Raw genomic sequence first — 12,192 nt, 5'->3', positions numbered from 1 at the left:
GAACTTTCAATATAAGGAGTTACACGATGAAACAATTACCAATTATTGCATTAGATTTTGAATCAGCTGATAATGTAAATGCATTTTTAGATCAATTCGATGAACCATTATTTGTTAAAGTTGGTATGGAATTATTCTATCAAACCGGACCTGAACTGATTAAATCTATTAAAGATAGAGGACATAGTATTTTCTTGGATTTAAAATTACATGATATTCCAAACACTGTGAGTAAAGCCATGGAAGGTTTAGCGAAGCTAGATGTGGATTTAGTCAATGTGCATGCAGCTGGTGGGAAGGCAATGATGGAAGCGGCTATTAAAGGATTACGTCAACATAATAAACATACCAGAATCATTGCGGTGACTCAGTTAACATCAACTACAGAGACACAGTTACACGAAGAACAAAACATTCAAACGACAATTGAAGAGGCTGTATTAAACTATGCTAAGTTAAGTCAACAAGCTGGTTTAGATGGTGTGGTATGTTCACCACTTGAAGCGGAGTTAATAACTGCTCAACTAGGTAAAGATTTTATGAAGGTTACACCAGGTATTAGACCAGAAGGTGCCGCTCAAAACGACCAAAAGCGTATTACAACTCCCGAGCAAGCAAAACAATTAGGTTCAACACATATTGTCGTTGGACGACCTATAACACAGAGTGATGATCCAGTTAAAAGTTATCAAATTATTAAAGAAAGTTGGTTAGGTTAAATGGCTAAAGAAATTGCAAAGGCATTATTAGATATTAAGGCAGTATCACTTTCACCCAATGATTTATTTACATGGAGTTCAGGAATTAAATCACCTATCTATTGTGATAATCGTGTTACATTAGGTTATCCACTCGTACGTAATGCGATTAGAGATGGTTTAATCAAATTAATTAACGAAAAATTCGAAGATGTAGAAGTGATATCAGGAACTGCGACAGCAGGGATTCCACACGCTGCATATATTTCAGAAAAAATGGAATTACCTATGAACTATGTACGTTCAAAAAGTAAAAGTCATGGTAAGCAAAATCAAATCGAAGGTGCGAAAAGTGAAGGTAAGAAAGTCGTAGTTATAGAAGACTTAATTTCAACTGGCGGTTCTTCAATAACTGCAGTAGATGCATTAAAAGAAAGTGGTGCAGAAGTATTAGGTGTTGTAGCTATCTTTACTTATGGATTAGCCAAAGCTGATGAAACATTTAATGAAGCGAAGATACCTTTCTATACATTAAGTAATTATAATGAGTTAATTGACGTTGCTAAAGAGCAAGGAGAAATTTCTGAAGATGATATTAAGACATTAGTTGAATGGAGAGATAACTTATCATAAGATAAGAGCATAGGTGGGATGACCATGAAAAAACAAAACAATAATAATAATTTGTATACATCCTTAAAACATTGTAATGCATTTTTAAGTAGAGAAGAGGACTATCGTGAAAATGTATACACCGATGCTCAGACTAATGAATCAACGATGGTTCAATTTCAGAAAGAGATGAGCCGAGATGCGTTTGTGCATTCAAGTGATATTTTTAAAAAAGCAAAGCAAGACTTACGCGTAAAAGGCGAGTTGTAAAAAGGCTTTAGTGAAATTACATCTTAATAAGTAGTATGAAATAATAGAGCGGTGTACAGTCAAAGTGTTTAAACAATGATTGTACACCGCTCTATATTGTATATTGTATTAACGAATAAATATTTTAGTTAATAGCCATCCAATGAGTAGAACAATTACTAATATTAATAAAGGTATAAGTACATGTGTCATGTTATGGCCTCCTTTTCACTTAGTTTAATTTTAACTGTTCATAATGATAAGTCAAAATTTATCAACTCTTGTTCGAAAAAAGTTTTGTGAAAACGACCGATTTATAAATAGGTCTTGGACAGAAAATAATCGTTACACATGTTAAACTATATTAAAGAAAAATAAACATACCTTTAGGGGGATTAAAATGGAAATACCAAAAATAACAACATTTTTAATGTTTAATGATCAAGCCGAAGAAGCTATCAATTTATATACAAGTTTATTTGAAGATAGTGAAATTTTAACTATGGTTAAATATGATGAAAATGGACCAGGCACACCAGGTACAGTTCAACACTCTATATTTACACTTAATGGTCAAGTATTTATGGCTATTGATGCGAACAATGGAGAGGAATTACCTATGAATCCTGCAATGTCACTTTATGTCACTGTTAAAGATCCTATGGAAATGGAAAGATTATTTAGTGGTCTGAAAAAAGAGGGAGCCATTTTGATGCCTAAAACAGAAATGCCTCCGTATAGAGAGTTTGCATGGGTACAAGATAAGTTTGGTGTTAGTTTCCAATTGGCTTTACCAGAAAAACATTAATCGATAACATAAAAAAGCACTGGTTTTGCATTTAATGATGCAGAATCAGTGCTTTAATTTGACTTAATTTAAACTGTCAGATTTCATTTTTTGTATATGATCATAATCAGGTGTAGCATATAATGTTTTTTGATTATCATAGGTAACAAATCCAGGTTTAGCGCCAGATGGTTTATGCACATGGCGAATCTCTGTATAATCAACAGGGATTTGTCCAGAGTTACCTGCTTTAGAGAAATAACCTGCTAACATAGCCGCTTCTTTAATTGTTTCCTCTGATGGTGTGTCGTTTAGTATGACTACGTGTGAACCTGGTATATCTTTGGTATGGAACCATATATGATTTTTTTGTGCTTTTTTATTTGTAAGGTAATCATTCTGTTTGTTGTTTTTACCAACTAAAATAGTGTCGCCATCAGATGATATATAAGATTGTAATTGGATTTTAGCATTTTTCTTCTTCTTAACATTTTTACGTTGCTTCATAAATCCTTGGTCTGCTAATTCATCACGAATATCATCAATTTCATTGACAGTAATATGTTCAAGTTGTTGTTCTATACTTGTAAAGTAATCAATATTTTCTTTAGTTAATTGTAATTGATGCTGGAGCTCATGTTCACGAGTCTTCATGCGATTATACTGTCTGTAATAATATTGAGCGTTCACTGATGGAGATTTAGTTGGATTTAAAGGAATAGTGATTTCCTCATTATTGTAATAATTAAGTACAGTTACAGATTCATCACCTTGTTTTATACGATAAATATTAGCGGTTATTAATTCGCCATAAAGTTGATAGTTATCTTTATCTTTAGTACCTTCGTATTCTTGTAACAATTTACTTAATTTATTTTGATATTTATGAAGTTGTTGTTGAACGAACCGAACTAAATCGTTAGCACGTTGTTTGACACGTTCACGTTCACCTCTCGCATCATAATAACGATCAAGTAATTCATTGAGTGATTCATAGGTAACCTTATCATCATAAAATTGGTTTAATGTCATGAAGTAGAAATCCTCTTTACCTGATTGATGATTCTTATGAAACACAGGTGTTGGAGCTTCAAGTGTTTCAGCCATCACTTCATCATATGCCTCTGGTAAAGTGTCAGGCGTCATGAACTGACGTCGACTTACGATTTCATTTGTAATTAAAGGACTAAAACCTTCAAATGTGTTAAGTAATTGTTTAGCAATTCTACCTGCATTAAAATCGATATATTTTAAAATATCTTTACCTGATACATCATAAGGGTTAAGTTTATGTTGTGTAGGTGGTGCTTCGTATTTAAAACCGGGCATAACTGTGCGATATTGATTTGTATTAGGTGTAAGATGTTTAAAACCTTCGAGAATTTTTCGTTCGTCATCTACTAATATCAAATTACTGTGTTTGCCCATAATCTCTAAAATAATTGTGCGGTGTATCGTATCACCGATTTCATCTTTACCTTGTACATCGATTTCAACTCTTCTGTCATTACCAATTTGACGAATAGCTTTAATAATACCACCTTCCAAATGCTTACGAAAGACACGTGCGAACATTGGGGGATCAAATGGATTATCATATTTTTTATTCGTTAATTGTAATCTAGAGAAGCTAGGATGTATAGATAAAAGTAATTGATGATTTTGACGATTTTGGCGAACAACGATGATGATTGTATCATTTTCTGGTTGATTGATTTTATGAATTCTTCCAGTAACTAAATCTTGTAAAGAAGTCACCATCTTTTTTGTAAATAGGCCATCATATGCCATAATTATCTTCCACCTTCATTTTATTCATTCCCATTATTGTAACATGCATCGTGTTAATGGTCATGATTCGTGTTCAAAACATTGAATAATTGAAAAATGAGGATAACTGCTTAAAGTATCTCTATACAATTTCAAGTGCAATATGATATCATATTTAAATAATAGAAGAATAGCTTAGAGAGGTCGTAAGGCATGGATAATGAAAAAGGATTGTTAATTGTTCTTTCAGGTCCTTCTGGTGTTGGTAAGGGAACTGTTAGAAAAAAAATATTTGAAGATCCAAACACTTCGTATAAGTACTCTATATCAATGACAACTCGTAGCATGCGCGAGGGCGAAGTTGATGGTGTAGATTACTTTTTCAAGACGAAAGAAGAGTTTGAAGCATTAATAAAAGATGATCAATTTATTGAATATGCCGAGTATGTAGGTAATTACTATGGGACGCCTGTTCAATATGTTAGAGATACTATGGACCAAGGACATGATGTATTTTTAGAAATTGAAGTCGAAGGTGCAAAACAAGTAAGAAAGAAATTCCCTGAAGCATTATTTATTTTCCTTGCTCCACCAAGTCTTGATGATTTAAGGGATCGTTTAGTTGGTAGAGGCACTGAATCAGATGAGAAAATTCAAAGCCGTGTTGCCGAAGCACGTAAAGAAGTAGAAATGATGAACTTATACGATTATGTAGTGGTAAACGACGAAGTAGAATTAGCTAAACATAAAATTCAGTCTATTGTCGAAGCTGAGCACCTTAAACGTGAGCGTATAGAAGCTAAATATAGAAAAATGATACTGGAGGCTAAAAAATAATGTTAAATCCACCGTTAAACCAATTAACAGGTAAGATTACATCTAAATATCTTATCGCAACGACTGCCGCAAAAAGAGCTCGTGAATTAGACGAAAGACCAGAAACAGCTTTAGAAACTGAATATCATTCAGCTAAGCCTGTTGGTAAAGCATTAGAAGAAATTGCAGATGGCAAAGTATCACCAGTTATCCCGCAAGAATTTTTAGGATAATCATATACTAATTTTATGACACACCTTTTTGAAGATATTTCATTACAATCTTGTGATGGAAATATCATGTAGATGAGGTGTGTTTTTTTAATATTAGCGACAATTTGTGTATAATTAATATAAATTTGAACATAGATGCGAATATAAATTGTGTGAATATCCTCATTTAAAGAAATGAATTCAGTGAAATGAGAATGTTTTAAGGAGAAGTAGATAATGAAACATATTTTATTAGCAGTAACAGGCGGTATTGCAGCATATAAAGCAATTGATTTAACAAGTAAACTTACTCAAGCTGGTTACGAAGTACGTGTCATGCTTTCAAACCATGCACAAGAATTTGTAACACCATTGGCTTTTCAGTCTATAAGTAAAAATCCAGTATATACAAATACTTTTAAAGAAGAAAACCCGCAAGAAATTCAACATGTGGCATTGGGGGATTGGGCAGATGTCATTATTGTCGCACCAGCAACTGCCAATACAATTGCGAAGTTAAGTGTTGGTATTGCAGACGATGTGATTACGTCAACGTTATTAGCAACAGAAACACAAACGTTTATTGCACCTGCAATGAATGTACATATGTATGAAAATAAGCGCACACAACATAATATTGAAACACTCAAAGCTGATGGTTATCAATTTATAGAGCCAGGTGATGGATACTTAGCGTGTGGTTATGTGGCTAAAGGACGAATGGAAGAACCTTTACAAATTGTTTCAGTCATCAATCAATATTTCCATCAACAAGAGACAACAGTGGAAAGTTCATTTAATGGCAAACATGCATTAGTTACTGCAGGGCCAACGATTGAAGTCATTGATCCTGTTAGATTTGTATCTAATCGATCTTCTGGAAAAATGGGGTTTGCTATTGCTAATGCGTTAAAAAAACGTGGTGCACATGTCACGTTGATAACTGGTCCGACACAATTGGCAGATCCAGAAGGTATTGAAGTTATTCATGTTGAAAGCGCAGAAGAGATGTTTCAGGAAACCGCTAAACGATATGATATGCAAGATATTGTTGTGAAAGCGGCTGCCGTCTCAGATTATACGCCATCAGAAGTTCTAGACCATAAAATGAAAAAACAAGATGGTGATGTAATTGTTAATTTCAAACGAACACAAGACATACTAAAATATCTTGGTGAGCATAAAACACATCAATATTTAGTAGGGTTTGCAGCAGAAACACAAAATATTGAAAAGTATGCACAAGATAAATTAAAACGTAAAAATGCAGATGTGATTATTTCAAATAATGTAGGCGACCACTCAATTGGATTTAGTTCAGATGAAAATGAATTAACGATGCATTTTAAAAATCAAGATATGATCAATATTAAGAAAGGCAAAAAAGTTGAAATTGCCAACGATATTTTAGACGAATTAGAAACTAGGTGGCAATAATGATAGCTAAGGTTATTGTGGACATACCTTCGAAAAGCGTCGACTTTAAGTTTGATTATATCATTCCCGAACGACTGCAATCATTTGTTCAAATAGGTGTGCGAGTGATTGTACCTTTTGGACCAAGAACAATACAAGGCTATGTGATGAGTATTCAAAGTCAACCTGATGAAGGTATTGATATCAGTAAGCTAAAGGAAATTAAAGAAATACAAGATATTAAACCAGAGCTAACACCTGAGTTAATTGAACTCAGTGAATGGCTTAGTCATTATCATTTAACAAAACGTATATCTGTTTTAGAAGTGATGTTACCGAATGCAATAAAAGCTAAATATCAAAAGGCATTTGAGGTTCTTAAAGGTGATGATATACCTGAATTACTTTTAAAGCGATTTAATAAAGAAGGTTATTATTTCTATAAAGATGCTCAAAAAAATGATGATTTAGAAGCGTTGAATGATTTGCTAAAGCAAGACATCATAAAAGAAACAACAATTTTATCGCAAAATATTAAGAAGAAAACGCAACGTGCCGTTAAAGTGACAGAAATAGGAAATCCGGATGAGATACTTAATCATTTGGAAAAAGCGATTAAACAATATGATTTATATGCGTACTTATTAGATGAACGTCATAGAGATGTCTTTTTAAAAGAAATTGAAGAAATGGGATTCTCTAAATCAAGTTTAGATACCCTCATTAAAAAGGGGTACTTGGAAAAATATGATGCTGAAATAGAAAGAGATCCATTTGCGAATCGAATTTTTGAGAAAGAAGATAAGCGTCAATTAACACATGACCAACAAAGCGCTTTTGATGTAATCAAAGAGAAAATAGATGCCAACGAAGAAAGAACCTTTTTATTACATGGTGTGACAGGTTCTGGTAAAACGGAGGTCTATTTACAAGCAATTGAATCCGCTCTAAATCAAGGTAAACAAGCTATGATGCTTGTACCTGAAATTGCTTTAACACCTCAAATGGTATTAAGAGTCAAACGTCGTTTTGGTGATGATGTTGCTGTATTACATTCAGGTTTATCAAATGGAGAACGTTACGATGAATGGCAAAAAATTCGTGATGGACGTGCACAAGTTAGTGTCGGTGCACGCTCTAGTATATTCGCACCATTTAAAAACTTAGGATTAATCATCATCGATGAAGAGCACGAGTCTACATATAAGCAAGAAGATTATCCTAGATATCATGCCAGAGATATTGCTCAATGGAGAAGTCGTTATCACCATTGTCCAGTCATATTAGGCAGTGCGACACCAAGTTTAGAATCGTATGCACGTGCTGAAAAAAATGTCTATCAATTACTTGCATTACCACATAGAGTGAATAATCAAGCATTACCAGAAATTGATATCGTGGACATGCGCGAAGAGCTCGCTGAAGGCAACCGTTCAATGTTCTCATCAACGTTAAGAGATGCGATTCAACATTGTTTAAATAACAATGAACAAATTGTATTATTCTTAAATCGAAGAGGCTACGCTTCATTTATGTTATGTCGTGATTGTGGTCATGTACCACAATGTCCAAACTGTGATATTTCTTTAACCTACCATAAGACGACAGATCTACTGAAATGTCACTATTGTGGATATCAAGAAACACCACCTAATCGATGCCCTAATTGTGAGAGTGAACATATTAGACAAGTTGGTACGGGAACACAAAGAGTTGAAGAGTTATTACAACAAGAATTTGAACAGGCAAAAATTATTCGAATGGATGTTGATACGACTTCACGTAAAGGTGCGCATGAAAAGTTACTCAATGATTTTGAAAATGGTAAAGGAGATATACTTTTAGGAACACAGATGATTGCCAAAGGGCTAGACTATCCAAACATCACTCTCGTTGGGGTGCTCAACGCAGATACCATGCTCAATTTACCTGATTTCAGAGCGAGTGAACGAACATATCAACTATTAACACAAGTAGCAGGTCGTGCTGGTCGACATGAAAAAGAAGGTAAAGTGATTATTCAAACGTATAATCCAGAACATTATGCTATTGAAGATGTTAGGAAAAATGATTATTTAACGTTTTATGAACAAGAGATGACTTATCGTAAACTAGGAAAATATCCGCCGTATTACTTTTTAATTAACTTCACGATTTCACATAAAGAAATGAAAAAAGTAATGGAAGCTTCCAAACATATTCATAAAATCTTATTACAACATCTTACAGATCAAGCGCTTGTTTTAGGACCATCACCTGCAGCACTATCTAGAATTAATAACGAATATCGTTTCCAAATTTTAGTTAAATACAAACGAGAGCCAGAACTTCATAAAGCACTTCAATATTTAGACGATTACTATCATGATCAATATGTTAAAGACAAATTAGCATTAAAAATCGACATTAATCCACAAATGATGATGTAAATAGAAAAGCCATTGTGTGACATAAAGATGACACACAATGGCTTTATTTGTTAGGTTGTAATGCAATGCTAGATTACATTGTCACATTACCATTTTCATCTGCAGGCTTGAATAATGTTAGAATAGCACTAATAATTGCTAATACATGAGGAATCGCTGTCCAACAGAATAAGATGTGTAAGATGCCTTGCATCGTTTTACCAGCATAGAATTTATGAATTCCAAAGCTTCCTAAGAATACGGCTAATAAAATGTAAATGACTTTATTGACTTCCATAATGGTTACACCTCACTTTATAAAAAATAAATTAATGATTTTGAAAGACTTTTCTATTTTCAAAACATACTACTCATTTATATTTTATAAAATATAATATTAAAGTCAAAGACATTGACCTCATCCTTTAGTCTGATTAGGAGAGGTCGCAATTTTGTGCTAATTAAGTTATAATGGTTTGATGAATTTTAATGAGGAGCGTTAAATGTGTCAGTAAAAAAATTAGTAAAATCAGAGCATCCAATTTTTAATCAACCTGCAAATCCAGTTAAACATTTTGATGATCAATTAAAGCAAACGTTAATAGATGTAGAAGATAGTCTATATGCTTTGGAAGGGTCTGCACTCAGTGCTAATCAAATTGGCATTAACCAACAAGTAGCGATTGTAGATATGGAAATGGAAGGATTGCTACAACTGATTAACCCGAAAATAAAAAAACAATCTGAAGAAACCATTACTGATTTAGAAGGGTCAGTCAGTTTGCCAAATGTGTTTGGTGAAGTTGAACGTAGCAAAATGATTGTTGTAGAAAGTAATGATGTCAATGGGAATACTGTTGAACTTACAGCATATGATGATGTAGCTAGAATGATTTTACATACGATAGATCAACTCAATGGCATATTTTTCACAGAAAAGGCTAAACGTATACTAAGTGAAGAAGAAATGGAGGCGTATTTCGAATATGAGTAAAATAATTTTTATGGGGACACCTGATTTTTCGACAAAAGTATTAGAAATGCTAATCGCAGAACAAGAAGTAGTTGCAGTTGTAACGCAACCAGATAGACCAGTAGGTAGAAAACGTGTCATGACACCACCACCAGTTAAAAAAGTAGCATTAGAGCATGATATACCAGTATATCAACCTGAAAAAATAAAAGATTCTGATGAATTACAAACTTTATTAGACATGGATGCTGATTTAATTGTTACAGCTGCATTTGGGCAAATTTTACCTGAGTCTTTATTAGATTCACCTAAATTAGGTGCTATTAATGTACATGCATCTTTATTACCTAAATATCGTGGCGGTGCTCCGATTCATCAAGCGATTATTGATGGTGAAAAAGAAACAGGAATCACGATCATGTATATGGTGAAAAAATTAGATGCAGGAAATATTATTTCACAACGTGCAATTGCAATTGAACAAGATGATAATGTTGGTTCTATGCATGATAAGCTAAGTTTTTTAGGTGCTGATTTACTTAAAGAAACTTTACCGTCTATCTTAGATGGTACAAACGATAGTATTGTTCAAGATGAAGCTCAAGCTTCATTTGCTTCTAATATTAGTCGTGAAGATGAAAAAATTAATTGGAACCAAGATGCACAGGTAATTCATAATCATATTCGTGGCTTATCTCCTTGGCCAGTAGCTTATACCATCATGGATGATAAAAATTTAAAAATATATAGTGCGCACATCGTTTCTGGTAAAAAAGGAGAACCTGGAACGATTGTTGAAACGACTAAAAAAGCAATTGTTGTTGCAACAGCTTCAGATGAATGTATTGCACTAACTGATATACAATTAGCCGGTAAAAAACGTATGCAAGTAGCAAATTATTTAAGTGGTGTTCAAGAATCACTAGTTGGGAAGAAATTAGTATGACAAATTCGATAAGAGGTCTCGCATTTGAGACAATACAAGCAATATTAGATGAAGGCGCATATAGTAATCTAGAAATCAATGAAGTACTCTCTACTTATGAGATTAGTGATTTAGATAAAGGTCTTTTCACTGAACTTGTATATGGGACTGTTAAACGCAAATACACGTTAGATTTTTATTTGAAGCCTTTCTTAAAAACTAAGATAAAAGGTTGGGTACGTGAGTTGTTATGGATGAGTATCTATCAATATGTATATTTAGATAAGGTACCGAATCATGCCATTATTAATGAAGCGGTTGAGATTGCAAAAGAAGAAGGCGGCTATTATACCGGCAATGTGGTTAATGGTATTCTACGTACAATCATGAGAAGTGAATTGCCTGATGTTAAAGATATACAAGATGATAAAAAACGTATCGCCATTCAATATAGTTTACCAAAATGGCTTGTTGATCATTGGGTAACACATTACGGTTTAGAGCAAACAGAAGCAATTGCACAGTCATTTTTAGAGCCAGTAGCAACCACTGTTAGAGCAAATATTACGAGAGGTTCTATTGATAACATTATTAGTGCATTAGAGAAAGAGAATTATACTGTTGAACGAGATGATGTGTTACCATTTTGTCTCCATATTTCAGGCAAACCGATTGTTAATTCAAGAGCATTTAAGGATGGTTTAGTTTCAATTCAAGATAAAAGTTCTATGTTTGTTGCACATATTATGGGCTTAAACAGAGATGATTCAGTCCTTGATGCATGTAGTGCACCAGGAGGAAAAGCGTGTCACATCGCCGAAATTTTATCTCCGGAGGGACATGTTGATGCAACTGATATCCATGACCATAAAATTAAATTAATAGATTTCAATATAAGAAAGCTTAGATTGAAAAATATTAAAGCTTATCAACATGATGCAACTAAACCTTATAATAACCAATATGACAAGATTCTAGTAGATGCACCTTGTAGTGGCTTTGGTGTATTAAGACATAAACCTGAAATAAAATACACGCAGTCGAAAAATTCTATACAATCATTAGTTGAATTGCAATTACAAATATTGGAGAATGTTAAGCATAACGTGAAGCCAGGTGGCTCAATTATTTATTCAACATGTACGATTGAACAAATGGAAAACGAAAATGTTGTCTATACATTTTTAAAACAAAATAAAGATTTCGAATTCGAACCATTCCAACACCCAATGACAGGGGAAATGGTGAAGACATTACAAGTATTCCCTCAAGACTACCACTCAGATGGATTCTTTATCGCTAGAATTAAAAGAAAGGAAAGTTAAA

At 33.5% G+C, this 12,192-nt stretch carries 13 protein-coding genes; 11 read left to right on the top strand and 2 right to left on the bottom strand.

The features are described 5' to 3' along the window. Positions 1–26: 26 nt before the first annotated feature. From pyrF to JX000_RS07675, 4 genes are all read left to right on the top strand, one after another. A complete protein-coding gene (gene pyrF / locus JX000_RS07690; protein WP_206140576.1) occupies positions 27–719 on the top strand; it encodes an orotidine-5'-phosphate decarboxylase in 693 nt (230 codons plus the stop codon). Continuing rightward, positions 720–1,331 (top strand): orotate phosphoribosyltransferase, encoded by a 612-nt coding sequence (gene pyrE / locus JX000_RS07685; RefSeq protein WP_002450603.1) that lies wholly within the window; start codon positions 720–722, stop codon positions 1,329–1,331. Positions 1,332–1,355: 24 nt separating this feature from the next. Further along, complete coding sequence (locus tag JX000_RS07680) at positions 1,356–1,580, top strand: hypothetical protein (RefSeq protein ID WP_107532444.1); 225 nt, start codon at positions 1,356–1,358, stop codon at positions 1,578–1,580. Between the two features lie 379 nt (positions 1,581–1,959). Next, positions 1,960–2,367 (top strand): VOC family protein, encoded by a 408-nt coding sequence (locus JX000_RS07675; protein ID WP_049425263.1) that lies wholly within the window; start codon positions 1,960–1,962, stop codon positions 2,365–2,367. A 63-nt stretch (positions 2,368–2,430) separates the two neighbouring features. Here JX000_RS07675 and JX000_RS07670 read toward each other — a convergent pair whose 3' ends face one another. Then, positions 2,431–4,137 (bottom strand): Rqc2 family fibronectin-binding protein, encoded by a 1,707-nt coding sequence (locus JX000_RS07670; RefSeq protein WP_206140575.1) that lies wholly within the window; start codon positions 4,135–4,137, stop codon positions 2,431–2,433. Between the two features lie 192 nt (positions 4,138–4,329). Here JX000_RS07670 and gmk point away from each other — a divergent pair, with 192 nt between their 5' ends. The 4 genes from gmk to priA all read left to right on the top strand — a co-directional run bounded on the left by gmk (position 4,330) and on the right by priA (position 8,989). Further along, positions 4,330–4,953, top strand: a complete 624-nt coding sequence (gene gmk / locus JX000_RS07665; protein ID WP_002450599.1) for a guanylate kinase — start codon at positions 4,330–4,332, stop codon at positions 4,951–4,953. Beyond that, positions 4,953–5,165: a DNA-directed RNA polymerase subunit omega gene (rpoZ, locus tag JX000_RS07660; RefSeq protein ID WP_002450598.1), complete on the top strand. Its 213-nt coding sequence runs from the start codon at positions 4,953–4,955 to the stop codon at positions 5,163–5,165. The genes gmk and rpoZ overlap by 1 nt, the downstream gene beginning before the upstream one ends. A gap of 216 nt (positions 5,166–5,381) precedes the next feature. Continuing rightward, entirely contained in the window at positions 5,382–6,581 is a 1,200-nt protein-coding gene (gene coaBC, locus JX000_RS07655; RefSeq protein ID WP_206140574.1) for a bifunctional phosphopantothenoylcysteine decarboxylase/phosphopantothenate--cysteine ligase CoaBC, read from the top strand. After that, positions 6,581–8,989 (top strand): primosomal protein N', encoded by a 2,409-nt coding sequence (gene priA, locus JX000_RS07650; RefSeq protein WP_206140573.1) that lies wholly within the window; start codon positions 6,581–6,583, stop codon positions 8,987–8,989. Before coaBC ends, priA begins: the two co-directional genes overlap by 1 nt. Before the next feature lie 73 nt (positions 8,990–9,062). On the opposite strand, the gene JX000_RS07645 is transcribed toward priA, so the two are convergent. After that, positions 9,063–9,266 carry a TM2 domain-containing protein gene (locus JX000_RS07645; protein ID WP_002450595.1) on the bottom strand — a complete coding sequence of 68 codons (204 nt, stop codon included), beginning with the start codon at positions 9,264–9,266 and terminating at the stop codon, positions 9,063–9,065. A 207-nt stretch (positions 9,267–9,473) separates the two neighbouring features. Here JX000_RS07645 and JX000_RS07640 point away from each other — a divergent pair, with 207 nt between their 5' ends. The 3 genes from JX000_RS07640 to rsmB are packed head-to-tail and all read left to right on the top strand — an operon-like array spanning position 9,474 to position 12,191. After that, a complete protein-coding gene (locus JX000_RS07640; RefSeq protein ID WP_049425259.1) occupies positions 9,474–9,962 on the top strand; it encodes a peptide deformylase in 489 nt (162 codons plus the stop codon). After that, complete coding sequence (gene fmt / locus JX000_RS07635; protein WP_002450593.1) at positions 9,955–10,887, top strand: methionyl-tRNA formyltransferase; 933 nt, start codon at positions 9,955–9,957, stop codon at positions 10,885–10,887. The genes JX000_RS07640 and fmt overlap by 8 nt, the downstream gene beginning before the upstream one ends. Continuing rightward, a complete protein-coding gene (rsmB, locus tag JX000_RS07630) occupies positions 10,884–12,191 on the top strand; it encodes a 16S rRNA (cytosine(967)-C(5))-methyltransferase RsmB (protein WP_124228364.1) in 1,308 nt (435 codons plus the stop codon). Before fmt ends, rsmB begins: the two co-directional genes overlap by 4 nt. The last annotated feature ends 1 nt before the right edge of the window (position 12,192 follow it).

The sequence above is a fragment of the Staphylococcus sp. SB1-57 genome, from assembly GCF_017086425.1.
In the GTDB taxonomy this organism is placed as follows: Bacteria; Bacillota; Bacilli; order Staphylococcales; family Staphylococcaceae; genus Staphylococcus; species Staphylococcus warneri_A.
Note: the sequence above shows the minus strand (reverse complement) of the source record. Positions and strands in the feature narration are given on the sequence as shown.

Excerpts from the sequence above, each read along its gene's own strand:
- rsmB (WP_124228364.1), top strand. The coding sequence starts at position 10,884 with ATGACAAATTCGATAAGAGGTCTCGCATTTGAGACAATACAAGCAATA.
- JX000_RS07645 (WP_002450595.1), bottom strand. The coding sequence starts at position 9,266 with ATGGAAGTCAATAAAGTCATTTACATTTTATTAGCCGTATTCTTAGGA.
- JX000_RS07675 (WP_049425263.1), top strand. The coding sequence starts at position 1,960 with ATGGAAATACCAAAAATAACAACATTTTTAATGTTTAATGATCAAGCC.
- pyrE (WP_002450603.1), top strand. The coding sequence starts at position 720 with ATGGCTAAAGAAATTGCAAAGGCATTATTAGATATTAAGGCAGTATCA.
- pyrF (WP_206140576.1), top strand. The coding sequence starts at position 27 with ATGAAACAATTACCAATTATTGCATTAGATTTTGAATCAGCTGATAAT.
- coaBC (WP_206140574.1), top strand. The coding sequence starts at position 5,382 with ATGAAACATATTTTATTAGCAGTAACAGGCGGTATTGCAGCATATAAA.
- JX000_RS07680 (WP_107532444.1), top strand. The coding sequence starts at position 1,356 with ATGAAAAAACAAAACAATAATAATAATTTGTATACATCCTTAAAACAT.
- gmk (WP_002450599.1), top strand. The coding sequence starts at position 4,330 with ATGGATAATGAAAAAGGATTGTTAATTGTTCTTTCAGGTCCTTCTGGT.
- priA (WP_206140573.1), top strand. The coding sequence starts at position 6,581 with ATGATAGCTAAGGTTATTGTGGACATACCTTCGAAAAGCGTCGACTTT.
- rpoZ (WP_002450598.1), top strand. The coding sequence starts at position 4,953 with ATGTTAAATCCACCGTTAAACCAATTAACAGGTAAGATTACATCTAAA.
- fmt (WP_002450593.1), top strand. The coding sequence starts at position 9,955 with ATGAGTAAAATAATTTTTATGGGGACACCTGATTTTTCGACAAAAGTA.
- JX000_RS07670 (WP_206140575.1), bottom strand. The coding sequence starts at position 4,137 with ATGGCATATGATGGCCTATTTACAAAAAAGATGGTGACTTCTTTACAA.